The organism is Caballeronia sp. NCF2, assembly GCF_023631205.1.
In the GTDB taxonomy this organism is placed as follows: Bacteria; Pseudomonadota; Gammaproteobacteria; order Burkholderiales; family Burkholderiaceae; genus Caballeronia; species Caballeronia zhejiangensis.
Genome location: NZ_JALQDN010000024.1, coordinates 1 through 25,141 on the forward strand (window position 1 = coordinate 1; position 25,141 = coordinate 25,141).

General features: G+C 58.9%; 18 protein-coding genes and 1 pseudogene. 11 read left to right on the forward strand and 8 right to left on the reverse strand.

Annotation, left to right across the window (positions count from 1 at the left end):
* Positions 1–807 precede the first annotated feature (807 nt).
* The 8 genes and pseudogenes from NCS02_RS10965 to NCS02_RS11000 all read left to right on the forward strand — a co-directional run bounded on the left by NCS02_RS10965 (position 808) and on the right by NCS02_RS11000 (position 6,471).
* Positions 808–1,131: an ArsR/SmtB family transcription factor gene (locus NCS02_RS10965; protein ID WP_008342560.1), complete on the forward strand. Its 324-nt coding sequence runs from the start codon at positions 808–810 to the stop codon at positions 1,129–1,131.
* A 12-nt stretch (positions 1,132–1,143) separates the two neighbouring features.
* A complete protein-coding gene (locus tag NCS02_RS10970; protein WP_008342563.1) occupies positions 1,144–1,620 on the forward strand; it encodes an ArsI/CadI family heavy metal resistance metalloenzyme in 477 nt (158 codons plus the stop codon).
* Between the two features lie 23 nt (positions 1,621–1,643).
* Positions 1,644–2,136, forward strand: a pseudogene (locus NCS02_RS10975) (arsenate reductase ArsC).
* A 21-nt stretch (positions 2,137–2,157) separates the two neighbouring features.
* On the forward strand, positions 2,158–3,228 hold the full coding sequence (arsB, locus tag NCS02_RS10980; protein ID WP_250523077.1) for an ACR3 family arsenite efflux transporter: 1,071 nt from the start codon (positions 2,158–2,160) through the stop codon (positions 3,226–3,228).
* Positions 3,229–3,258: 30 nt separating this feature from the next.
* Positions 3,259–3,981 carry an arsenical resistance protein ArsH gene (gene arsH / locus NCS02_RS10985; RefSeq protein WP_034474331.1) on the forward strand — a complete coding sequence of 241 codons (723 nt, stop codon included), beginning with the start codon at positions 3,259–3,261 and terminating at the stop codon, positions 3,979–3,981.
* A 61-nt stretch (positions 3,982–4,042) separates the two neighbouring features.
* Positions 4,043–4,549 (forward strand): arsenic resistance N-acetyltransferase ArsN2, encoded by a 507-nt coding sequence (arsN2, locus tag NCS02_RS10990; protein WP_250523078.1) that lies wholly within the window; start codon positions 4,043–4,045, stop codon positions 4,547–4,549.
* Positions 4,550–5,455: 906 nt separating this feature from the next.
* Positions 5,456–5,974: an Xre family toxin-antitoxin system antitoxin gene (locus NCS02_RS10995; RefSeq protein ID WP_250502360.1), complete on the forward strand. Its 519-nt coding sequence runs from the start codon at positions 5,456–5,458 to the stop codon at positions 5,972–5,974.
* A gap of 5 nt (positions 5,975–5,979) precedes the next feature.
* Entirely contained in the window at positions 5,980–6,471 is a 492-nt protein-coding gene (locus NCS02_RS11000; RefSeq protein WP_241814318.1) for an RES family NAD+ phosphorylase, read from the forward strand.
* Between the two features lie 57 nt (positions 6,472–6,528).
* Here NCS02_RS11000 and NCS02_RS11005 read toward each other — a convergent pair whose 3' ends face one another.
* From NCS02_RS11005 to NCS02_RS11020, 4 genes are all read right to left on the reverse strand, one after another.
* Positions 6,529–7,227: a hypothetical protein gene (locus NCS02_RS11005; protein WP_051996838.1), complete on the reverse strand. Its 699-nt coding sequence runs from the start codon at positions 7,225–7,227 to the stop codon at positions 6,529–6,531.
* A gap of 159 nt (positions 7,228–7,386) precedes the next feature.
* Positions 7,387–8,868 carry a hypothetical protein gene (locus NCS02_RS11010; protein ID WP_250523079.1) on the reverse strand — a complete coding sequence of 494 codons (1,482 nt, stop codon included), beginning with the start codon at positions 8,866–8,868 and terminating at the stop codon, positions 7,387–7,389.
* 17 nt (positions 8,869–8,885) lie between these two features.
* Positions 8,886–10,535 carry an OmpA family protein gene (locus NCS02_RS11015; protein ID WP_250523080.1) on the reverse strand — a complete coding sequence of 550 codons (1,650 nt, stop codon included), beginning with the start codon at positions 10,533–10,535 and terminating at the stop codon, positions 8,886–8,888.
* A gap of 1,028 nt (positions 10,536–11,563) precedes the next feature.
* The gene (locus tag NCS02_RS11020) at positions 11,564–12,643 is read right to left on the reverse strand and encodes a zinc-binding dehydrogenase (RefSeq protein ID WP_250523081.1); all 1,080 of its coding nucleotides are present in this window, start codon (positions 12,641–12,643) and stop codon (positions 11,564–11,566) included.
* Between the two features lie 114 nt (positions 12,644–12,757).
* On the opposite strand from NCS02_RS11020, the gene NCS02_RS36450 reads away from it, so the two are divergent.
* Positions 12,758–13,531 (forward strand): helix-turn-helix transcriptional regulator, encoded by a 774-nt coding sequence (locus tag NCS02_RS36450; protein ID WP_350029930.1) that lies wholly within the window; start codon positions 12,758–12,760, stop codon positions 13,529–13,531.
* Positions 13,532–13,999: 468 nt separating this feature from the next.
* Here the strand turns inward: NCS02_RS36450 and NCS02_RS36455 are convergent, their stop codons facing one another.
* Complete coding sequence (locus tag NCS02_RS36455) at positions 14,000–14,641, reverse strand: GAF domain-containing protein (RefSeq protein WP_350029931.1); 642 nt, start codon at positions 14,639–14,641, stop codon at positions 14,000–14,002.
* A gap of 152 nt (positions 14,642–14,793) precedes the next feature.
* Between NCS02_RS36455 and NCS02_RS11035 the strand changes: the two genes are divergently transcribed.
* Positions 14,794–15,387: a hypothetical protein gene (locus NCS02_RS11035; RefSeq protein ID WP_250523083.1), complete on the forward strand. Its 594-nt coding sequence runs from the start codon at positions 14,794–14,796 to the stop codon at positions 15,385–15,387.
* 1,289 nt (positions 15,388–16,676) lie between these two features.
* Complete coding sequence (locus NCS02_RS11045; protein WP_250523084.1) at positions 16,677–17,066, forward strand: hypothetical protein; 390 nt, start codon at positions 16,677–16,679, stop codon at positions 17,064–17,066.
* A 330-nt stretch (positions 17,067–17,396) separates the two neighbouring features.
* Here NCS02_RS11045 and NCS02_RS11050 read toward each other — a convergent pair whose 3' ends face one another.
* From NCS02_RS11050 to NCS02_RS11060, 3 genes are all read right to left on the reverse strand, one after another.
* On the reverse strand, positions 17,397–17,873 hold the full coding sequence (locus NCS02_RS11050) for a hypothetical protein (protein ID WP_250523085.1): 477 nt from the start codon (positions 17,871–17,873) through the stop codon (positions 17,397–17,399).
* Between the two features lie 522 nt (positions 17,874–18,395).
* Entirely contained in the window at positions 18,396–19,163 is a 768-nt protein-coding gene (locus tag NCS02_RS11055; RefSeq protein WP_250523086.1) for a hypothetical protein, read from the reverse strand.
* Positions 19,164–22,975: 3,812 nt separating this feature from the next.
* Complete coding sequence (locus NCS02_RS11060) at positions 22,976–24,268, reverse strand: integrase domain-containing protein (protein ID WP_250523087.1); 1,293 nt, start codon at positions 24,266–24,268, stop codon at positions 22,976–22,978.
* Positions 24,269–25,141: the final 873 nt, after the last annotated feature.

A 25,141-nucleotide genomic window follows, 5' to 3' on the forward strand; every position in this document is an offset into this window, starting at 1 on the left:
GTGCTCATACTGCCATACCCTCTGATGGCGATCATTTGCATTCACGCATCGAAGGTGGGACGAGGCCATTCCACTATATCCGGGCTTGTTGCAGCCTTAGACGCTGCGGCCCCCGATGAAATCCGCTGACTAGTTTCATGACGTCAGCCGTGTGGGCGCGTCGTGCGAGTCACGTGCACGCGACGCCATCATGTCATGGCCTTCATTGCGAATTAGGCCAGCCTGCGATTCATGCGACGTTTTCTCCCAACTTGCCGGTTCCGTCTAAAAAAAACGCACGCGTTGCCAACATGGTCTTCCATAGCTCCTTGGCCGGTCCTATCAAAGCGCCACTCAGATTCATACGAGCGATCCGACAATTGGCCCACCGGCCACTACTTTCGTCCAGCGTTTGGACGTTAGCCATAGCCCGTTCCTCTTATGTTGACCGATGCTGCGGCCGTTGTGAAGGGTCCGCCGCGAGTACGTGCGAGCAGCGCTAAGGCGCCATAAATTGGCTCACCTCGCGATTCAGTAGGAGACGGAGCAACAGAGTTGTGCCCATCGGGCGTCTAATTGCGGGCAGATCGGGCCATCTAAATGCCGTGGCAATAGTTGCGAACGTCAGCTCGTGGCCGATGAGTGTCAGATGCGATTTGCATACGGAGTCAGCTACTGCCGGCGCTCGCGTTTCGGGCGGAGGCGATCCTGAACTGCCCGTCGACCCACTGTACCGGCCAGACCCGCCCGCAAAACGATAGTCGTCATTGCCCCGGTGAACTGCCGAAGCGACTTGCTTCCTTGCAATATTTCGAATATATTGGAAATATGGAAGATAAAGACGTTATTCGCGCCCTTGCAGCGCTTGCCCACGAACTACGCCTGCGTGTGTTCCGAATGCTGGTCGTCGCGGGTCCAACCGGCTTGACGCCGGGCGCCATGGCGGACCAGCTCGACGTTCCAAACGCGACGCTCTCCTTTCACCTGAAGGAACTGATGCACGCTGGCCTCGTCACGCAGGAGCGCGACGGGCGCAGCCTGATCTATCGGGCCGTCTATGATCAGATGAGCGCGGTGCTTGGCTTTCTGACCGAAAACTGCTGTCAAGGGCAGCCTTGCCTTGGACCTGGCGCGGCCTCATGCAAATTGTGATGGAGAACCACCATGAAGCGGTTTCACATCCACGTCCACGTTGACGACATCGCAGCCAGTGTCGCGTTCTATTCGAAACTGCTCGCCGCCGAACCGGCGCGCGTCGAGGCCGACTACGCGAAATGGATGCTGGACGATCCCCGCGTGAACTTTGCGATCTCGACGCGAGGCACGAAAGTCGGCGTGGATCACCTCGGCTTCCAGGTGGACGCCGCCGCCGAGCTTGCCGAACTCGCGAAGAGGGCCGAGGCCGCGGACCTGGCCCTGCTCGATCAGGGCGAAACCACCTGCTGTTATGCGCGCAGCGACAAGCACTGGGTTCTCGATCCGCAGGGTATTGCCTGGGAACACTTCCATACGCTGGACGGCGCGCCCGTATATGGCGAGAGCCGGAAGACTTCGGCGTCGTCAGGGGCAACGTCCTGCCGGGCTCCGAGCGGCAAACCAATTCGCATTGCTGTGAAGCCTGCCGGCTCGGCCTGTTGCTGACTACGCTGTCCGCTGATAGCCCCATGACCACGAACGTATTGATTCTCTGCACCCACAATTCTGCGCGCAGTGTGCTATCCGAAGGCATGCTGAACCATTGGGAAGAAGCTCGGCAAGGACGTCCGCGCGTACAGCGCGGGCAGCGCCCCGAGCGGCCGCATCAATCCGTTCGCGCTCGAAGCGCTGACGACCGCAGGTATCGACATGCAAGGCTATCGCAGCAAAAGCTGGGATGAATTCGCGCAGGACGGCGCGCCGAAGATGCGCATCGTCATCACGGTCTGCGACAGCGCTGCGGCCGAACCGTGTCCGTTCTGGCCGGGCAGCCCTGTCAAGGTTCACTGGGGCTACGCCGATCCGGCGAACGCGCCGGGCGGCGATGAAGGCAAGCGGCAGACGTTCGAACTCACGCGCGAAGCGATCGGCTACCGCACGCTGCAACTGCTCGCGCTCGCTCTGGAGCGGCTGGACAACGCCCAACTGCCGCAGGCGCTGAACGACATCCTTCAGAGCTGAACCCTTTCCATCGAGTCGCCCATGAACACCCCCAATGTTGCCGCTTCGGGGAAGCCGCCCGCGAAACTGGCCATCAGCTTCTTCGAGCGATACCTGACCGTCTGGGTCGCGCTGTGCATCGTCGCGGGCATTCTGCTTGGACAGGTCCTGCCTGGTGTCTTCGAGGCAATCGGCCGGATGGGATATGCGCACGTCAAACTGCCGGTCGGCCTGCTGATCTGGGTGATGATCATCCCGATGCTCGTCAAGGTCGACTTCGGCTCGCTGCACGAGGTGCGCCAGCACGTTAAGGGCATCGGCGTCACGCTCGTCGTGAACTGGCTGATCAAACCGTTCTCGATGGCGCTGCTCGCGTGGCTCTTCATCAAGCACCTGTTCGCGCCAATGCTGCCTGCAGAGCAACTCGACAGTTACGTCGCGGGCCTGATCCTGCTTGCCGCCGCGCCCTGCACGGCGATGGTCTTTGTCTGGAGCCGGCTGACCGGCGGCGATCCTCTGTTCACGCTCTCACAGGTCGCGCTGAACGACAGCATCATGGTGGTCGCCTTTGCGCCGCTCGTCGGCCTGCTGCTCGGCATTTCCGCGATCACGGTGCCGTGGGCGACGCTGCTCACGTGCGTCGTGCTCTACATCGTGATTCCGGTCGTCCTCGCGCAGATCCTGCGCAAGGTGCTCCTCGTTAGGGCGCAGGCCGCGTTCGATGCCGCGTTGGCAAAGATCGGCCCGTGGTCCATCACAGCATTACTGGCGACGCTGGTGCTGCTCTTCGGGTTCCAGGGCGAAGCCATCCTGAAGCAGCCGCTCGTCATCGTGCTGCTCGCTGTGCCGATCCTGATCCAGGTGTTCTTCAACTCGGCCCTTGCATATGGGCTCAATCGCGCGGTCGGCGAAAAGCACAACATTGCCTGTCCGTCGGCGCTGATTGGCGCGTCGAACTTCTTCGAACTGGCCGTCGCCACGGCAATCGGTCTGTTCGGCTTCAATTCAGGGGCTACGCTCGCGACCGTCGTGGGCGTGCTGATCGAAGTACCCGTCATGCTGCTCGTGGTGCGCATTGTGAACCGCTCAAAGGACTGGTACGAGTGCGCCTGACGAATAACGAAACGATCACAGAGGGCAAACGTGTCCGATCTCGCTACTGATCTCCCACAGGTGAACCCCGCGCTGTTTCGCGTGCCCGATATCAATCGACTGCAGGCTGCGAAGGCGTCGCCCCATCAGCCGCGCATCCTGCTGCTCTATGGTTCGCTGCGCGAGCGCTCCTTCAGCCGCCTGCTGAGTGAAGAAGCCGCACGCCTGCTCACGGCGATGGGTGCCGAAGTACGCACATTCAATCCGAGCGGCCTGCCGCTGCCGGACGACGCGCCGGACAACCATCCCAAGGTGGCCGAACTGCGCGAGCTGGTGCTGTGGTCGGAAGGCATGGTCTGGTGCTCGCCGGAGCGGCACGGCGCGATGACTGGCATCATGAAGGCGCAGATCGACTGGATTCCGCTTTCGGTCGGGGCGGTGCGGCCCACCCAGGGCAAGACGCTCGCCGTGATGCAGGTCAGCGGCGGCTCTCAGTCGTTCAACGCCGTCAACCAGATGCGTGTGCTCGGACGGTGGATGCGCATGCTGACCATCCCCAACCAGTCGTCGGTGGCCAAGGCGTTCATGGAGTTCGACGAAGCCGGCCGCATGAAACCTTCAGCGTATTTCGATCGCGTCGTTGACGTGATGGAGGAACTGGTCAAATTCACGCTGCTGACGCGCGACATCGGTCCATACCTCGTAGACCGGTACAGCGAACGCAAAGAGAGCGCTGAGGAACTGATGAAGCGCGTGAATCAATCGGGTATCTGATGCGAGCGGTTCCAGTCGCCACTCGCGTTCAGCGTCGCGCCGCCCATTCGCATGCTGTCGAATGCTCCGCGTCTCTGTGAAATTCTTCCGGCTGTTGAGACTCACTGGCACACAGCACCTGCATCATGCATCTTCGATAGCAGTTGCAACCGACCTCGCCGCGATAGAGGCATTGCTCGAAGCCAACGAATTGCCTACGGTCGGCGTTGCGGAGCACCTGACCAATTTCCTCGTAGGAGTGGATCCATCTGCGACCATCGCGTGTGGCTGCGTCGAATATCACGGCGAGTTCGCTCTCATGCGCTCGATCGTTGTTGCACGGGACGCCCGTGGTTTCGGTCTCGGCGAAACCATCATCGCCCATTTGTTGGCAGCGTGCCGGACGCGGGCGGTTCGATCGGTAGTGTTGCTAACGACAACGGCTGAGCACTATTTTGCTGGTCAAGGCTTTGCACCCGTTGCGCGCACCGAAGTGCCTCCGCCTCTGCTGGTATCCAGCCAGTTCCGAGGCGTGTGTCCGGCGTCTGCTACCACGATGTTGAAGGTGTTGAAGTCGACGAGGGAATAAAGCAGTACCACCGAGGAGGAAAGATTACAACGGGCAACTTTCATTGCGTTCGCGGACGCAGCGTCCCTATGAAGAACTCGTCAGAGTCGTGTCGGAATTGCGTCCGGCTGCATATCTACAGAAGTCCACATCAATAAATATCCGCGTTCCTGCGATAAACTGGCGCTCATCGACGAACACGTCATGCCTGATCTACCACGCGACGAACCGGTCACGCTGTATCGGGGGCCAGCCCGCCGTTCTTGGGTGAATTGGTTAGACGGTCTTTGCCGAACGAGCCGACAGATTCGAACCTGGCGGGATCTTCCGCCGCCAGTTAGTCAACTGGGCGGAGCAAGTAAAAGCGCGCCGATCTAGCGGACGGGGCTTTGTAACCCTACCTTACCTCCGCCGAACAATGACATAGCTGTTTCTATCAACTTTTCGTAGGATAGCTTAATATCGACGTTCGTCAGCGCGCAGAGCTGACCCCTCCGACATCGGCAGGCCGATGGTTGCGTCTAACTACAACGGGATAGTTATATTTAGATATCTGTCACGTCGTCACGCTCAGTCGCCGGCCGTCAGCACGCAATCGCACACATTCGCACACATTCGCACACATTCGCACACAATCGGACCCAATCGCGGGGCTCCGGTCGCATGGCCACAGCATCCTACGGTCAGCACGCGCAAGCCGATGAAGCGCTCCGCAAGCGCCGCGACGACGTCGCCGTGAGACCTTTGTCATTGGATTCCCGCAGAAACGTAATCTGCACCTGACGGTCACTCGGAGCATCGTCGACCCCTACCCAGACTATGGCAATTTTCTACGGAAGCGCCCACCCCTAATAGCGGCGATAGAGAAATGTGAAATTCCGCCACGTGGCGCAAAATGTAGAGACACGTGGCAGCATGGAGATCGAGATGAAGCGGACAGTCCGCGACAGCGAAACGGGAAAGCCGTTTCGGAGCCTCGTCCTTGCGATCCAAACCCGCATTTCTTCGTTCGGACCATATGTAAGCAACGGGACGTCACAGTTCGGGGACATGGCAAGAGTTGCTGATATGACCTCGTTACAGGCTCACGACGTCGTAACAAGGGGTCTACCAGTGGCCCTCGCGCGCGAAATGATCGATGAGTATGGTGTCGTCTCGCGTGAAGCGTTACTGCTCGCAATCGGCGTGAGTGAGCGAACCCTGCAGCGCGGCAAAGACGAAAGCCGCCTGCTCGACAGCAATGCCACGGATCGGCTACTCAGGCTTGCTTGCATTACCGAACAGGCGATTGATGTCCTCGGATCGAAAGAAGCCGCAGAGCGATGGCTATCGCAGCCCGCGATCGGGCTCGATCAGCGTCGGCCGGTCGAACTGCTGCAAAGCTCCGAGGGTGCGGAATTGGTCAAGACACTGCTCGCCCGTATGGACTACGGGGTGTACTCTTGACGCCTTTGCCGGCGGGGCTTGGGACGAGCGCACTAACCGTTTGGCGCCTCGAACGAGAGAAGCACTTCCCTACCTGGAACACGGCCGAAGGCGCTTTTCTCGTTGGACGACGGTGGTCGTCGCCCGGACAACGAGTGATCTATGCCTCACTGGACCCTGCTACTACGATATTGGAAGTTGCTGTGCACAAGTGCTTCGACGTGTTGGATAGAGTGCCCCATCGACTACTAGAGATTGAACTCGGAACCACGCCGATCAAAGTCCTCCTTCCTTCCGAGGTTCCAAATCCGCACTGGTTGAGCCCGGGTGCCGTCAGTCCAAATCAACAGAAATTCGGCGACGCGCTGTTGGCTGCAAGCCCGCTCGCCTTAGTCCCGAGTACCGTCAGCAAACATTCTTGGAACTTGCTGATCAACGTTGCTTCAGCATCAGACCAACTCGCCTTGAAGAACCACGAACGCTTTGCGCTCGATCCTCGGCTAACGACGATCCGCTAGCCCGGGGATTGAGTTTCGGTGTTGCGCAATCGCCCAGGTAAGCGTCCTGTTGCCCGTTCAGTACGAAATCGGGCTGAGAAGAGCAGGAGCGCCGAACTCCTGCACTTTCGCATTGGATTGCTGAAAATACAGTGTCCAGAACTGCCTGAGCGCTGTCATCGTCTGCGGATCGCGGTATGCATTGCGCGCTTTCGCATCGCCGGAAAGCAGCCCGGCGCCGATCACATAGACACGCGCACCGCCGAAATCGGCGATCAGACCCGCCGCGTTCGCCTTCCTCAGCTCCACCGCAGGATCGACGCGCCGGACGGTGTTGTGGGCGTAGAAGCTCGCGACCGAGCTGTTTTCGAGCATGTCCGACGCTAGGAAAAGCACACGGTCGGCGGCCGGAGAGGCGCGCACTTTGTCGCCGATGTCCTTTAGCGCGGCGAGGATGTCCGACTTCGCAAGATCATTGGTCGCCGTCGACTGGACCTGCACGACCGCCGCCAGCAATGACTTCCTGGCGAACGCGGACTGGCCTGTCATGCACGCGTCGAACGTGCGTAGCGCGCGTTCGCTCACGTCGTCGCGCAGCTTCGCCGATATTGGCGCTTCGATGATGCCGCGTGTCACCACTTCCGTATAGTGACCTTGCGAGAAGGCCGAAAAGTCGATCAGCGTGTAGGCGCTCCCCGGCTTGACGGCGGTAGCCGCGGTCGCGGCGATCTGCGCTTGTAGCTTCTCATCGAAGACGGTGGTCTGATCAATCGCCATGAACAGTTCACGGTCGATTCCACTCGCAGGCGGATTAATGTGATTGGCCGCGTAACAGCTTGGAATGTCGTTACTAATGCCCGCCATCGCGGTACTTGCGGACAGGGTCATTGCGACCGCGGCAAATGCGATTTTGACAATTCGTTTCATGGTCGACAGTCAAACCTTGAAGAGATCGTTGAGTTGCGATTCAAGCGCAGTTTTGGCCTGCTCCGCGCGCTCCTTTCGCAACTTGATCTCGGCGATGACTGCTGTCCGCACCGGTTCGTTGAGACGATAGATCAGCTCCTTCTTGCGCGCGAGATCTGCTGTTCCCTCGATTTCCGACACGAGTTCGTCGATCGTGACGCTCGCAGCGACATCGGCGACGGGCGGCTGTGTCACGGCCTGAGCGGCTGCTCGTTCATCGGTCCGCGTGTCGGCAGGCGCGCGAACCGGAGCAGCATCGAGATCGGACTGTGCGCGCAACTCCATCGCGTAGTCGCGGAATGTCTTCGTGAACGTCTTGCCCGAAATGTCGGCGTTCTCGGCCATCCGCTTTTGAAGATTCTCCAATTGCGACTGCGTAATCGCGCGCAGCGGCGCGAAGTAGTTGTTGTAGTCCTCGAACGTGGTGAAGCCCTTCGTCGTCTTCCACGCGGCGCGGCTCTCGCGACCGCCGAATCCCCAAGCGAAGCCGCCGAAGATTCCGACGATCTGCGTCACCACAAAAATCACTGCGAGTGTGATGAACGCGGCGGCGCCTTCGCTGCGCGTCGACGACGACTCTTCCGCGCGCGCCCGGTCATCGGCAGCCTTCTGGCTAGACATGAGTTCCGCAGGGACTGCATTGGCCGTGGCGAACGGATTGCCGGCATCGACGCTTTGGCTCATGCCCATTGCTTCACGCGTCTGCTCGGCGTTGAGATTGCTCCAGCGCATCCAAGTCGACGTCACAGCGATGATCACAATCACCGCAATCGTCACGCCCACCATGAAGTAGCTGTGATTGGTGCCGATGCGATTCACGACCTGTGTATAGTCCGGTTCGCCGTCGTCGAGCGACTGATCATCGTCGAGCTTGACCTTGCGGCTTGAGAAGCGCTCCTGGGTCTTGTCTTGCTTCCACTGCTTGCGGCTACGGACGACAAGATTCGAGCGGTATAACTGATGCCCGGCCACGTGCGTCAGGAACACCATGATCACGCAGAGCACGAGTACGATCGCCACCATCAGCAGCGTGTGCGTATTTGCACTGCCGTCGCGAGCCATCCAGCTTCCAAGCAGATATGAAAACCCAAGGCCTTCGGCGATGACCAGCACGGTCAGGAGCGCGAGAAGCCACACGGGCGTCGGGGAGCGACCACCGTCATCGGCCTTGGAGAGATACGCGTTGCGCTTGTTGAATTCTTCCTTTGACAGATACGAGATGAACTTGTTGTAGTCGCCACAGAGCGTGCGTTCCGAGTCGGTCCACCCGCCCTGTGCGTGAATTCCGTGGCGCGCGAGGCGTGCAGTCTTGCCTAGCACGGGAAACGTGTATTTCCAGTGGTTCAGCCAGAACTCAAGCGTCGAACGGTATGCGAAGGCGCCGAGCGCAACGACGGCGGCCACGACGCACCAAATAACGGTGCTGAGATTGGCCTGTATGAGGTCCATCATGATCGTTTTTCCTATTCTTATGTGCGTGCGATGACTGGCACGTATTCGACAGTGAAATACTGGCTGCTCTTATGGCGCACGAGTTCGCCTGCAGTCGCCTTGCCGTTCGCGAAGATGATGTCGGCGCAATCGAATACGGCCGCGTTATTGACGAACACTCGATACAGTACGCCGCCATCCACAGCATAGGCATTGACTTCTGGAGACAGGCGCACCTGTGCGGGGCCTGCCAAACCGCCGCTCTGCTGATAGTCCTTCCAGACCAGCAACGTCGGCTTCGTGCCAGCCGTCGAGCCGTTGCGGAGGACGGACACGTCCTTCAGCGCGAGATACTGTCCGTTCAGCGTTGCGCCCCAGCTGCTGCCGTACAAGTTCTGCACGTGGTCCCTCACAGGCACGGCCTGATCGTCCGCAACTGACTTCATCGCGTGCGAAACGCGCGGGCGATCGTTCATGCAACTCTTCGTGACCGGCGCTTCGTCGGCGACTGCCTTGGACATCAAGGAGAAAGACGGCGAGACGGGCGTGGCGGCGAAACGAAGGCCGATTGCTGCGGGCATCGTTTCGCGCCAGCCGAAGTCGATGCTATCAGGTGTCGCTGTCGAGACAGCTTCGATGGGCTTCGAAGTCGAACCCGACGGCGCTGCGGCAATCCGGGTCGTGCTCGTCTGCGCCCTCTTCGGACGTGCGGGCCTCTGTGCGACCGCCGTCTGCGTCTGGCCGGGCTTCACGCTCGCCGCTTGCACGCGGGCATCGTCTTGTTGCGACGACAACGGCCGATAATACTGATACTTCGGAACGCGGCTGCTCGCGTAGCTTTGCAGGATGTCGGTTCTCGCGCCAGCCAGATCCACGATCTCGACGCGACGATTCTGCGCGCGTCCTTCCTCGGTCCGGTTATCCGCGATCGGCAAGGTCTCGCCCGCGCCTTGATAAAAAACGTTCCCCGCTGCCACGCCGTGTTCCGCGAACAATTTGGCCACCGTGCGCGCGCGGCGCTCCGATAGATCGGCGTTCAATTCCGAGTTGCCCATGTCGTCCGTGTGGCCGATCAACAGAATCTTCGCATTGGCTGCGGCAGCCTTGTCGCCATCGCCCGAGGCTTCTGCTAAGCGGGTCGATGTCCGGTATTGCTCTGCGATTTCGGCGAAGTAGACTTTCGCGTCGGGTGTCAGCTCCGCGGAACCAGTCTCGAACTGCGTGTGGCGCGTCGTATCAACGATGGTGAACGAGCTTCCGATCTGTTCAGTCTTTCCCGTGTCTGCCGCCCGGACTTCGAGCGGAGCGGCCGTATAGATGAGATCGTGCTTAGCTGCAATCTTAGAAAGGGCACAGCGCCGGCTGTCGACAGCATGGCCGACCAGTCCGCCGGCGATACCGCCCGCCGTCGCCGCGATGGCCGCTGCCGCCACTTTATTCTTGGGCGCAATGACTGCGCCGAGAATCGCGCCAAGGCCAACGCCCACTGCAATACCGGTGTTCCGGCTGCTGTTCGCACAGGGATCGGGATTGGCGAATGTGCTTTCGAAGATATTGAGGTCGCTTTGTCCAGAAGCGCCCCCTCTGTTGTTGCTTTGAAGGCCGCCAGTGTTGGCGCACCCCGTAGCGGCAAAAATAGTGATCGTGGCAAGCCATAACGGCCTTGCCCTTCCGAATGCAATTGACATTCGCCCCTCAGTTCTTGGTTTTTATCGCGTCCGTTCGGCCGCTGCTTTTCGTTCCCCGTCGATGCGGCATGACAGGCCCACCTAGAGTGGTTTACGGCAAGCTCTTAATTAACTTTAGTGCTCTTTTGTCGCTATGCGGCGAATCCATCGGGGATTTGGAAGCGCAAATGATGGATTGCGTCACGAGCCTGAGCGCGTCGACCTCTTCGAACCGACAAGGTGGCAGGACCAAGCTCCATCGTGTGCAGAGCGGCGCGCCATTTAACATAGTGCCCGTGTCTTACGCCGCGCCCATGTGCATGACCTTGCTTACCCGCATCCGCAACCTCAGTCTTGAACGTGATCGCTGCACCCAACGAGGCCGCCTTCCCGAGAGCAGCTCCGCCGACGAAGGCTGCAGCCATTGCCGGCACAATCAAGCCTATGAACGATCAGTTTGCTGAGTCATCGCGCACCAGGCACGTGGCAACTGGCATTGAGCCGAAGCGAATCACAGTCGTGCTCGACGCGTTGAAAGAAGTGAAGAAGCGATTCTCGTCCGCCTGTTTTTTGAGAGAGACAAGCGAAAGGAAGAGAAGCTTCTCGCGGTCATCGACTAATACTTCCGCCTGTTGAACTTGCTCAAAAGGACAGGTGCAATGGCTGAACGAAACCTTTCCTCACGACGAAAGAACGCGGCTCGGCCATTGCGGACATCGAGGTCGGTCGTGTTTAGCGTCTGCACCCCGGTGGATTGCAGACCTTGCCGGCGTCGCACGACGGCACAGCAGCTACCGCCGTCAGCGAACTAACACTTACGCCCCCGATCGGTCAGTCGACTTTCTCGAAACAGGCCGTTCCACGCAGCTCCGCAAGTGGCCATTGTCGCCAGTCGGCTCTCTAATTTCGCTTTGCCATAGAATTTGGATCAGAAATTCCTCACAGCAAGATCTCGTCAACCCGGTTCCAATCACATTGGTCAGGCGTGTGTCGTTTGAAGCAAGCCGGCGCGCTGGCATCGCGCGACCGAAGCGCTAGAACCGCAGGGTTCATGGATGGACGACCGTCATCCTGAACGGGCCGCCATTCATCGCAGCATGACTGATGGCTTCATTCACGTCGTCGAGCTTGAAGGGCGTCACGTCGAAGTGCTTGAGATCGAGCAGACCACCACGAATCAGGCCAGTCATAAGCGTGACCGCTTCTGGCGGATACATCCATTTGCCCCGCACGGTGATGTCGTTGCGCATGATCCACGGGTAAGGCAAGTCGAGACCGTCGCCGCCGAGCATGCCGACACCGCCCATCAACACGACACGTCCGTAGGGCCGCACGGCCGTCACTGCCGCGCGCACCGTCCTCGTGGTCGCAGACGGCGGCAGCAGGTCCATTACACAGTCGACAGGGGCTCCGGCAGCCGCGCGCATCCGTTCCCGATCGTCGTCCTCGTTGCCAGTCAGCCTCACTGTACGGATGCGTTCGCCGAAGCGCCTTTGCAGATCCGCGAGCACGCGCTCATTGCGGCCCGGCGCGACCACGCAGCGCACACCCATTGCGAGGGCAACCGCTACGCACGCGCTGCCGAAGTTGCCGGTCGCTCCGCTCACAAGCAATGTCTCGCCAGCCTGCAGATTCGACGCAAGCAGCCCGCCGTACGGAACCAGCATTGTGTTGAGCGCGCACCATTTTGCGGCTTCGGCGGTATCGATTTCACCAATCCGAATGGCGTTCTCGGTTGGCACGCGCATTTGTGCTGCGAATGAGCCGTGGTGGAAATGGCGCGCGAGTCGCAGGCCGCCGTCGCCGCGCGCACTCCAGCCCTGCAATGTGATGTCGGGCGTGAGCGCGTCGTCGCGTGAGCGAACGGTTGGATCGCAGAAAACCCAATCGCCTGTTTTGAGATGCGTGGCGTCTGGGCCGAACGCACGCACGCGCCCGATTGCCCCGCAGCCAGGGACGATCGGCAATTCGATCGCGTAGCGGCGCTCGCCGCTGAACACTTCTCGCGCATACGACAGTACTGGCGCGGCAACGACGTCCACGATGACTTCGCCTGTGCCCAAAGAAGGATCGGGTAGGTCTTCAATCGCAAGCGGCTCGCCGAGTGTCTTCAGAATCGCTGCTTTCATACGAGTTTCCTTTGATGGTGGCGGACAAGGCCATTCTGGCGGGCTTAGAATCCATAACAAGGCCTAGTACTATCCTGGGATTGCCGCGTACCTGCTTGCGGAGGGAGGACGGTCGTGACAAAAGCGAGCCGAAGCGAATTTGGGAATTTCCTACGCTCACGGCGGGAGAAGCTAAGTCCCGAATCGGTGGGACTCAATAACCTGCGGCGGCGTCGCACGCCCGGTTTGCGTCGCGAGGAAGTTGCCGAACTCGCGGGCATCGGCGTGGACTGGTATGTGCGGCTTGAGCAGGGCCGCACAGTGAGTCCGTCCGATACCACGCTCGAAGCGCTGGCTCGCGCTCTGCGGCTCGGCAAAGTCGAGGCGGCGCATCTGCGCGCACTCGCACGCAGCGGCGATAGGCAGCCCTTCACTCGCGAGAGCGTGCCGAGACCCATCGCAAATCTGATCGCGACACTCGAGCTTCCCGCGTATGTCACGGGCAAGCGGTGGGATCTGCTGGCCTGGAATGCAGCAGCGGCCGATCTTCTCGGCTTTGACCGTCTCGCCGAAGCGGATTGCAACATTTTGGTGTTCATGTTTGCCGAACCGGACTCGCGCCGGCTTTTCGGCGCGACTTGGGCCAACGAGGCGCGTCGCATGATCGCGTCGTTTCGCGCAACGCATGATCTTTATGCCGACGATCCGGCCTTTGTCGAACTGGTCGAACGACTCCGCGCGCACAGCGCCGAGTTCGCGAAATGGTGGAACGCGCACGATGTTCGTGGGGGCGCGTCCGGGCAGAAGGTGCTGACCCATCCGGAGCGCGGCGCGCAATGCTATGACTACGCGACGTTTCAGGCGAACGACGACCCTGCGTTGAAACTTTCCATCTACACGCCTGCGTGAATCGATTTCCCTACACTCGGCGCGTCAGCATAGTGAGGCCAGTAAAGCCGACTATCGGATACGCTCGAGCCGCCGAAGACATGGGACGGGGTAATTGCCCCGCGTGTTTTTCGTCGCTAGGCGCTCGCCGACGATTAGTGGTCGGAAGCCGAGCGTCCGTTCATGGCCGCCCTCTGCTTGACAGCGATCGGCGGCACGCAACCCACAACAGCCGGTCGTGCTGTGTGGGACGCAACGGAAGCTAACCGAGTGGTCCGGTCACCCACGACAGTATTCGGGGGGGCGGATCCGGCCTGAGCCGACACTAAGTCGGACTGAGTCTAACGTCGGCAGCCTGGGGCACTGCTGACCCTTTGCGGCCTCGCTCGGCGAGACTGCAACTGCCCGCGTCACCCAACTCACAGGCTGCGACCATTGCCCCTATTCGAGGTCGTGGGATTGACCCATACACTTCGATTCTTAGAGTAGTCACTCCCTGAACGCCGCGTCCAGCTTGGCGTCGCGCGAGGTGTTGAGATGCGCTCGCCCCGCCGCGGCCCAAGTACGCTCGGCAACCGCGCGTAACATATTCAGATCCCGCTCTGACCACGCGCGCGGAGCGGCGGAATGCACGACAAGCATCGCGACTAGGTTGCCGTTGCTATGCAGCGGCAGCGCGGCCTCCGCCTGGATCCCAAGTCCGAGGTGTGCGGCTCTCTGCGACTCGTCGAATCGAACGTCGGTGACCATGTCGTCAATTATTAGCGGCTTTCCGGCCTTAAAAGCGGTCACGATCCAATCGCCATACTCCGCTGTAGGGAAACGGTGCGGTGGCGAGTGGCTCGATGTTGCGCTCAAATGCCGTTCCGGTCGCGAAGCCGTTCCCAGCGCAGACACCAGCGCCCACGAACGACTGCGAGAAGGGACGAAATTGAAAGCCACCCAATTTTCGAGAGCTTTCGCTTGCTCGCATGCGCCTGTACCCCAGTACAGTGGACTTGATCGGTCGAGCCTGGACTGCCTATCAGCCACGGGAACCAGAAGAGCCGCCTCGACGGCACGGAACCAACTCGCACCGCCCCACCCCACGAACGACCGGTAAGCTTTGAAGCCCGTGCTAGCAGACGCCACGCCCCTACTTGGAATGCGACATTTACCCGCAGCGTCGTGACCACAGATCAATGCTGCGGCAAATCACTACATCTTCAACTCGAGCGCTTTCTTACTGCGTCGTGCGAGCAAGTTTGATGCAAGCGAGGAAGCGCTATGTCGGAATGACCACAATGACGACTTCATTGGAAATAAAGATAACGATCAACGAGTTTGTCACGCCAGACCTGTTTCGCGCCGTGTCTGCCGTCTCAAATCCAAGGCAACGAGCGGCGCTACTTAAGCGCCTCGCCGAGGACGCGCTGCGCAACAGCGGTCCGATCAGTCAGATAGCGCCAACTGCGCCCTCCGGTGCGGCAGGCACCAGTGTCGCGCCGCGGGTGATTCAATCCGGGGCTGAGCCAAGTACATTGTCGATTAACCCTGCGTGCCTCTTCTCCGAGACAGGCGTTTGCGACGAAGACCGAAGGCAGCTCGAATGCACGGCCGACGTGGCAGGAGCCCGCTCACAGCGTGAGACCGTCGCGTCTTTGGTAGCAATCGTCCCTGACTGCAAGGCAAGCGCGATGAGTTCGACAAAAGAACCGACGATGCCTGAGCCATCTGTCGAATATGGTGAGACGCCCCACGCGCACACTACCGCCCAATCAAGCGCCCGGCGCGACTTCCTAACGCAGGCGTTGGTAACGGCGACGCTCGCTATTGAGAGAAGCGCATACCGGCTCCGTTGCGCCATCATCGGTGAGAAAGAACGGCGAAGAAGATAATTGGTAAATGATGGAGCAGCCTTGCACTGCCCGCTGCTCCTTGCGTGCGAACGATCCGACACATGCATGATTCCGTTCTTCGTTAGCGGTAATTCCTCCGCATCTGGCGAACCCAACTGAGGAGGGTCAAGTTTGTGTCCGCAGCCATAACTTGCGGACGCAAACACGACTCCAGACGATCTTGATTTCCTCCCTCTCAAAGTCACGCATATCGATGAAGGCGGCCCGCGCTGCTTTGATCCAGAGGGCAAGCGCCGGTTGATCGAGGCATGCCAAAGACCGGGAACGTCTGTGTCCAAGCTGGCCGTCAAGGCTGGCGTAACGCCAACCAGTTGCCTAAACGGGTCCAGCGCGAGCACGGAGTAGAATGCCACCGCGCGGAGAGGCCTCTTGACGTCCGGGTGCCGGTGTTCGTGCCGGTCGTAGGGCTCGCACCTTCCGGGGCAGTGAGGTTTGAAGCCTTGCCAGCCTCCACGCGACGTGAAGCAAGGCGGCCCTCGCACCGCCCGCCGTTGCCCTCACGCCTGGTGGCGCAGTTGCCCAACGGAATGAGTCTTGAACTCGAATGTGGCCAACAAGATACGGCGATGATCGGCGCGCTGAGGAGTCGCTGACGCTGCGCTTCGCCGATGACCTGAGGGTCAATCTCTACCGCGGGGCAATCGACCCCCGTTGTGGCATTAACACCCTTGCCGCCGTGGTCGACGACTCGATGCAGATGGACCCGCTCGCTCGCGCCGTGTAGGGATACGGGCGAAATTGCGCCGAAGGCGCAGCACGAGGAGGTCATGCGTCAGGTGGTCGAAGCGGCAGGCCACAGCCGGCCATCGATTGCAAACGAGTATCTATCTATCTATCGACGCATAGGGTGCAGCAGGAAGAAGCGCCCGGAGTCACCCTCGACCGGGTCCGTGATGCCATCGTTATGTTCAACGACAACAAAAAGGCTGCCGCAAACTTCCTTTAGATCTCAAGGCAAAGCGCGTATCGGATCCTCAAGGGAAGCCGCGAGTGTGACAATTAGCAGAAAGACCTAACTTGTCACACGCGAAAATTCTAGAGTTCCCGTTTCGTGTCAGAGGGTTAGCGGAGAGGGACCAGCACAAAGCGCCATATCAGTGATATGGCCTATGGGTTTAGTCCCGCGCTTTTCGGTCAATTCAAGAGCCAATCCAACGACCGGCTGGTCATAGCGTGATAGGTGAGAATGGCGGCCAAGGCGAGCACCACAGCGAGGTGCGAGCTTTGCGCCCAGGCGGTAAGCGGCGCAAAGGTATTCGATCGGCGACATGCGTTTCCTGTGGTGGCGGTTGCTGGCCATCGAAGACGGACGATTCTTCGTGTGTGCCTTTCGGAAGCAGGCGGAAGTATCCTTTCACTCAGTTTACCTTACCTTCTTTCACGCGCGCGTGTGGCGGCAAGTAAGAGACAGCCGCGCCTCAATGCTTCATTTCAACGCTTTCCTTTCAGCGAGAGAGGCAACTTCGTCCGCGACGATTTCTCGCCCCTCGATTGTTACTGCGGAAGCCATCTTTGCGGCCATTACTATTTCTCCTGAGCGCTCGGGCGGCACCGTTTTCTATGAGTGGTCACTTGATCTGTTTTCTACTGTGTCTTCCGCTTGGTACTCCGAACTAAAAACTGGCCGTCTGAATAGGATACGCGGACATGCGTACTGAAATGTGTCAGATTCGTCCGCTCTTTCTGTTCCCCGATCAAAGTGATTGGCAACCCACGCTAAAAGCGACCTGTGCTAGGTCCAGCGACTTGCGTGCCTCGGAACGAGCGGTTGGTTTGCCTAGGCCTTACGCACCCCCGAATCTTGCTTCTGCAGGCCGTGCAGCGCCTTGAGGGTGGATATCGCGTTGCACGATTGGGGCAAGCCGCGCCCTACGGCGCGGCTTGCAATTAACGAGGAAATTGCAGACGCGCTGACGGCGCGCCTCGGCTATCAGTCGGCCTATTTCGATGATCCGCGAGCCCAATGAGCTCGATGCCGAACTACACGGTCAGCGATCCGGCCTATGAACATCCGAAAAGCAAATGTGCCCGACCACGAACAACGTCAACGATGCGAAGCAAAGCAAAAGTGTTTCAATGACTACGCGCAAGTCCCAAGTCTTCGTCGTGTAGACCAAATAGCCTGCACCGATAAGCGCCCAGGCGCTCAACAAGTGTGCAAATTGTCCATTAAGCCGCCGTTGAGACTCACTCGGCGCTTCAAAGAGTCGCAGTTTGGACAAGCAGCGCTCGCGAATGCTTAGCCTCGCGCCTACGAAATATTCACCGTTCTGTTTGCGTTCGACTCGGTAGCTGACCCCATCTACTTTGACGCTCATACTGATCTGTCGCTCCGACGTCTCTAGGATGCCGAGCAACGCACTTAGCCGCGGCGACAGGGCGAGACGAGATGACGTCTGCACCACGACATGATCGGTCAGATCCAGACCGCCTGCATAACGGACTTCCAATAGAGCGACTTTCATAAAACCTCCTTAGGTTGAAAAGTGTTTGCCTTCAGCGTTATGCCGAAAGCGGACTACAACGGTTAAAAACAACGATGGCGGCGGTATGCGCGTCGCGATCAGATGCGCCCATCGGCCCTCAAGCGCAGACACGATGGAAATAAACTAGAGGCGTAGCGGCACGCGAATCGTCGCCGTCGATAAACGTCCGGTTCGACGAGTCGGCATTAAGAACGCGACCGACAATGGTGGCGCTACGTCGGACGCGCTGCGTGGGCAAGCGTGTCCTTAATTCCGCTGGGATTGAGAGATGAAGACCTGGTGACGGGCGAGCAGAGCCCGCCTGCCTTTCATGTCGATGCGTTAAAACGCGGTGAGTGAGTTCAATATAGGCCGACAGCCATTCTCCGTAAGGTGCAAAGCTTCTAAAAAACGCAGTCTTTCCGGTTTTGATCGGACCCGCGCCGAGTTCTGTTCGCAACGGAGGTCTGGATAGTTCTTGTGGCAATGCGTTGCCCGAGTTGGATCGACGCTGTGCCTGCCCTACTCTTGACCACGTTTCGCCATCGCTTTCGTTGCGTTTCCGCTCCGATTCTTCGTCGCGGTACCGTCTTGTTCTTGAGCGAAGGGCGAGAACCGCCCGGTGATCGACAGCGTGACTGGCTTCGCCGGCATACCGCATGTCCGAGATATATGGCTATCAAGTCGCGCTGCGTCGAGATAGCGTGCATGCGTTGCGCGAAAATTGAGCAATCTCAAGCGCAAGAAGTAATGTATATCGGACAACGCTAGAACGCCGTCCGGTGCCGTCGGATGGAGGCGACACTCCGCCTCAGCAAATATGGATATGCTCTCGACCGGACAATCGTGTTGAGAGAGCACCGACCGTAGATAACGCAGTGCCGGCTTTGCGCGCCGTAGAGGCGACGTGTGCACCGTGACCCCGCCCAAGTCATCAATCACCAAGAGCTCATCGTCGTTGGTCCCGGGCCTGACCTCGCCCCTCCAATCGTAGTAGTTGACGACGAAAACGCCGAAAGGTGTAACAGCAAGACAATGGACCAACGTCGTCGCGTTTGCGGTGCCCGGCGCATGTTCGAGGATCACGTCTTCACGAAAGTGCACTTTGCTCTCACACACGCGGCCGAATATGGGCGCGATGCGGCGGCGCAACCAGCGGCAGACCCGCCGACGGCGCAAGCCCGAGACTGAATCGTGCTTTTGCAGATGAGCGAGGTGATCGGCGCCGCTTTGCATTCGATCGTTTAACGAACGGAACGCGGATTCTCGCTTATGAATTGGATCTCTCATTTCGTGTTCTCGTGGTTGGTTCATTGCAGTAATTAATCAGTCATCGCAGAGCGCTGAATGTTGATGGACGACGCTTCGCTGATTGCCGCCGCGTGTTGATTCGGTTGAGCGCGTTTCAATGAGTGAACGGTTACGCACATTCCCGACGACAGGATGCCTCTGCAATCAGAAGGTTTCGAAGGGCGCCTAGGCGCTTCATCTGCGCGGGGACGAGGCGGGTTTCTTTCTCTAGACGCTCGAGCCGCCTGAGCCAGTAAGACCGGTCTAGGTAAAGCGGCATGGGCGCTGCATTCGTGCTTAGCAGGTGGCGTATCACGCTTTCGAGGTGCGTCAATTCAGCGTCCGCGAACCGCGAAGGTCGCTTCAGCTCCGATGCTTCAGACGTCGCGGTGGGTTGCCGTTTCATCGCACGCATGCTTTCGCTCCACCAGCGCGAGGGCGCTTCGCGCGCATCGGGTCGCGCGTGCGCGCTCGAGACCACATAAGGCGCGAAAGACGCTGCTTAGGAGCGGCGCTGGGCGCTCGTTGTGCTAGTGGCGGATGACACAGACATTTCGTTGTCGGCATAGCGGCGGAGAACTGGTTTGAACAAAACCAGCATGCCCGCGACAGCGAGAAGTCAAGGCGAGGCCGTGACCTGAAGCAAATACAGGAAGAAAGCTCCCGCCGCGCCATGCACGCAGGGTCATTACGTCTGTATGCTCCCACTGTGAGGAACAGAGGCACGGACGAAAGCGGCAGCCGCCACGACTCGCTTAGAGATCACGGTACCTACCGCGCCGAGCGGCAAAAAAAACGCGGCCGCCTTTACGCCCTACACGATCTGTATTACTAACTTTCTCGTTGGCGGGTACGAAAGCATTAATGCGACAGTCGCGTGCTTGGTGTGTTCTTCTTGCTGCTCAAAGTCGCAGGGGCTCGACGGTAAGCTGACAGTCTCCGCCAATGTCGTACATCGCATTTCAAACGCATGGAACGCGAACGCGAAATCAGCCACTCGGAACGGCGCGGGACGACGCTGGTTCCGGAAGAGATGGATGGCCCTGACGCCCCCCAGATTTGGTTAATGAGAGGAGCGCCTATTCAGCGGGTGAAAAGGTGGGAAAAAATCATGATATTTTGTGAAAGCAAGCTTCCTGCGGCTTAAGCCCTTGACCCGAAGAGATCTGTTGGCGATTCAGGGGGTGTGCCGAAAGCCGGCAACCGGAGAAACGGCACACGCTGACCGCCGTCACTTGCCGCTTCGGGCCCGTTGTGAAAGCAACGCGGGTTCTGTCCTCTGAAAGCGATACGTTCGTAACGGTTTCACCGGTTCGACGAATATCATGATATTTCCACGCCGCTTGTCAATTTCTTGATAACGATGCGCTATTGGCCACAGCAGTACCGTGGCGAGCGGGATGCGACCGGTAATTGTGAGCGCAAAACGACAATGGCAAAACTTGCCGAATATTTACACCCCTCGACAAGCTATCGCCGATCTCAATGGTGAATGAGAAACGCCCACGTTTGACTGCGCACGGGTCAGCGCGGAGGCGTCTAATTCGCTGAGCAGCCTTGTCAGCCGAAGCCTTAGGCCACGAGGGACGCTCTCCGGAGAGCGTCCCCTGGGTTGATGCGAGCAGCTAAGTCGTTGAATCGGCGCCGAAAAAACCTGTTACAAAACGTGCCGAATATTCACCTCCTCCTAACTCGGCACGCCTTTCGTATTATGGAATCTTCCATTCCGCTGCAAAAAAGCCTTTTTACGTGCCAAATGTTAAACCGCTTTATCCGGCAAGCTTTATGAGTGCGACGGCTCGTCACGCAAGGAGTTGTGCTTTGGCGGGGGAGGCAATCGCGCCGCCACGAACAGCGCCTCGCTGCGTGTCGGCTCCTCTGGTCTTTTTGTTCAGCGATCTATTATCACCGATCTTAATGGTGAATGAGAAACTCCCGCGTTCGACCGGCGCACGCGTCAGCGCGCAGCCCTTTTTCGCTGGACAGCCGTGTCAGCCGAAGCCTTAGGCCACGACGGACGCTCTCCGGAGAGCGTCCCACTGCGTTGGCGCGAGCAACCAAATCGTTGATTTCAATGAAAAAAGCCCTTGTTACAAAATGCGCCGGATATTCACACCCCCCTTATTCGGCGCACTTTTCGTATTATGGAATTGCTGACTGCACGGCTCTGCTGCGGAAACCAAAATTAGACTCCCGGAAGCGTCTGCTGGCGGCTAACGGCGCTTCCTACGAGGAGGCAACGGCCGTAACAGTCTATGAACACGCGTGCCAAAGAAGCTGTTGGAACTCATTTGGCGACAAGCGTTCCAGATCGCACCCTTCGCCTGAGAGCGCTTGGTCCCGGATTGTTCAGACGTGCTTCGCCATGCGCTAAATAAGGTGGCCGCCGCTCGGCGTAAGACGCACGCCGCGGTGGCACTTGGCGGAATCGAGGCCTCGGTTTTGGAGATGGATGTTAGCCAGGTAGATCGCCGAGCAACGACAGCTGACTACGCGCCGGATTGTCGAAGGACCCACCGCGATGTTCGCTAGGCGCGTAATCACCGAGGCACGCTTGCGGGCACATCGTGCGACGGCGGAGCCTTCTTTGCAAGATTAATTCACCCCTACTTAAATTCCTTGCGTTGGACTGGGGCATGCGCCAGCGCGAAGCCCTACGTCGCTAAGCAGCAGTGTCAGAAAAAGCTGGCGACCCGGAGGGACGCTACCCGGAGAGCGTCCCATCGGGTCGACGAGAAAATCTAAAGCACTGAATCCACAGCGAAAAGGCCTTGTTACAAAACTTGCCGAATATTCACACCCCCCCTTATTCGGCAAAATTTTCGTATTATGAAATCGCGCATTTCACTTTTTTCTTTGGGAAACCCAAACTTAAGACGCCAGGCGCGTCTTCCGGTGCGGTTTGCGGCGCCTTGTCGAGGAGGCAACGGCGGAACGGTGTTCGAGCGGGGGTTACCCAGACTGCGCTTATCGCTCGAACTCGCTTGAACCAGGGTTGCTTCCGACGCGCTCCGTCACTTCCGAGACGAGATGGCCGCCGCTGGGCGTAAAGCGCACGCCGCGGTGGCACCTTCTAAACAGAGGTCATCGATTTGCGAAATGGAGGTTAGCCCAGTAGATCGCCGAGAAACGACAACTGACCGGGCGCCCGATCGTCGAAGAACACGCCGCGACGTTCGCTTGGTGGATAACCACCGAGGCACGCTTGCGCGGGTGCAACGTGCGCGAGAGCGGAGCCTGCCGTTGGAGGATTTGATACCCGCCGCACCGAAACTCCTTGCGTTCGATTGGCGCATGCGTCGGCGCGAAGCACATTACCTCGTGAGCAGCGGTGTCAGACGAAGCCCTTAGACCAGCTAGGGACGCTATCCGGATAGTGTCCCACTGCATTGGCGCAAGAAACTGAATCTTTGAGCCTAATGGAAAAAACGTTTGTTACAAAATTCGCCGAATATGCACACCCCCCTTATTCGGCTAACTTTTCGTATTATGGAATCGCTAATTCCACTGTTTCGTTCCGGAAACCAAAAATTAGACTCCCAGAAGCGTCTGCTGGCGCGGCTAACGGCGCTTTCCACGAGGAGGCAACGGCCGGAACGGTCTCTGAAAAGGCGTGCCAAGAAAAGCTGTTTGGGATTCCTCTCACTTGGCGACAAGCGTTTCCAGATTGCACCCATAGCCTGAAATCGCTTGGCCCCGGATTGTTCAGACGTGCTGCGCCATGGCTAGACAAGATGGCCCCTGCGGGGGCGTAAGACGCACGCCGCGGTGCGCCTTGGCGAAATCGAGGCCATCGGTTTTCGAGATGGATGTTAACCCGGCAGATCGCCAAGCAACGACAACTGACCACGCGCCGGATCGTCGAGGGACGCACCGCGATGTTCGCTAGGCGCGTCATCGCCGAGGCACGCTTGCGCAGTGACAGCGTGCGCGACGGCGGAGCCTGCCGTTGCAGCGGGTTGAATTCCTCCGCACTTTGCCAGAAGGCGATAAAGCGCTTGCCTCGAGATGTTCAAGCTCTTCGCGGCTTCCGATTTGACGCCATTCGCGCCCTTAAGGGCGGCGATCACCTGATCGGGCGTGATCACGGGTCGCGATAGACGCTCCGCGGTGGCAAACGTCGAGATGTATGCCGTTGCCTTTGCGGCGAGACTATGTCCCGCGGCTTCCACTAACTGTTGCATGGCCCGCTGATGAAGCTCTGGATCGGGCCGATGGTCGGCCCGCTTGATGGGTGCCGGTACCCCGGTAATTTGCTCGTACATTCTCTGGAGGTACGCATGGCGTAGTCCATGCACCGTGACGCCCAAGCCGCCGCGAGAAATGCCCTCCTTTTGCAGGACGTGGTAGAAATGGCGATACCACTTCTTCAGGGACCACGGCTCTGGAATCATCGACCCCGTGCGTGGGTTGGCAAGCCTTGCCGCGCGGATCAGAACTTCATATTGCCACTCGGCATCGATCGGCACGAGCCTGGGCCGCCCACCCTTCGTGCCGTCGATGACATGCAGGTGGCCTGATACGCGCAAACACTGCAGGGGACGCAAGAGCATGCTTTCCTGTGCACGCAGCCCAAAGGTGGCCTGCAACTCGACCTGGATTGCGACCCAGCGATCGCACTCGCAGAGTCGAGAGATCGTGTTGTAAACGTCGACGTTGGCCGCTTCCCAGGATTTATCTTCCTGAGCCACATAGTAGCGGCGATATCCGTCGGGCCGCTTGATGTAGTCATCGACGGTTCCCACGAGTTGATGCTTTCTCATCCACGCGGCGAGTGTTCGCCAGTAGGTGAGCTTGTTTTCGACGGTGCCCGGCGCCTGCTCCTTCTCAGTGACCCAGAGCTTAACGAGATAGGCGATGTGTTTTTCCGAGAGGTTCCACGGCGACTGAAGCGCAAATCCGCCCTTTCGTAGTTCGCGAAAGCCGGCGATGAGATGGCGCACGCGGTAAGTCTGTGTCTTGATTGAGATCGCGTTGGAGGTCACGCGGGTCTTGCTATGGGCTCTGGATAAGTGGTGCTGAAAGAGTTCGGTGAGCTCTTTCGTGAGCCGCTGAGGCAGCCCGGCGTTGTCCAACAGTGTCGAGAAGTTGAGTTGGATTTTCACGGCTGTGATCCGAAAGGCGACGTTCTCACCTATCAAAAGAACGTCCCGGGGTGGTTGGAATACTGCACGCTTTGCTTTCCGGGATCTTAGAGATCAGATTTTCGATTCACCCGGCGCAGGGAAGCACTGCGACCCGATGATCCCTACTCCGGACGAATCCGGAGTCCGGCTACTTGACCGCAGGCAAAAGCCTGTCGAGCCAAGCAATTCTTGTTGCGCATTTTGTTTTCGGCTGCGCGGGCCGACAGAAAGAGATCAAGAAATCCGCACTCATGGTGCAAGTGATTTCCCGTCTCGAGAGCTTGTTCATCACGGTCGCCTCGATGTGGGACCGCGTGAGTCAGGCTTGGCGTGATTGCCGGAGACGAAAGGAAAGTAGACGTTCGCACTGTCCGTGCGAGGTTGTTCTCAGTCGATGAGGTTCTGCGTTTTTCTGGAAAGGCTAGCGTTCATGCGGTTCTGATGGGACTCAGTTTCCGCAAGACGTGGCCAGCTTGGTGGGCAGCGAAGCTGCTGGACAAGAAGATTGCGCTCATCGAGCGCGAGGGTAGGTACAAATGGAGTGCGCTGCACTCAGGTCGATGCGTCGGTGACGCGGATAGGTAGATAGGATACTAGGAGCTTCGGAGCGCGAATTCCGATGGAAAGCTCGCGATTTTGGTATGCCTTTTCCGTTAGTGCCTTTCAACACCCATACAAATGAAGCTCGGCATGCGCAAAGAAGGATTGAGCCTAGGACTCTTTCGCACGACCATCGTGCGGACGCGGGCTGATGGGGCTCAACATGTGGGCGAAATTCTCGCTGATGCCGATCCGCACGAGTCTCATCGACGTGACGAGCATCCGCTTCGGCAAGCTCGACGAGTTCTTCGA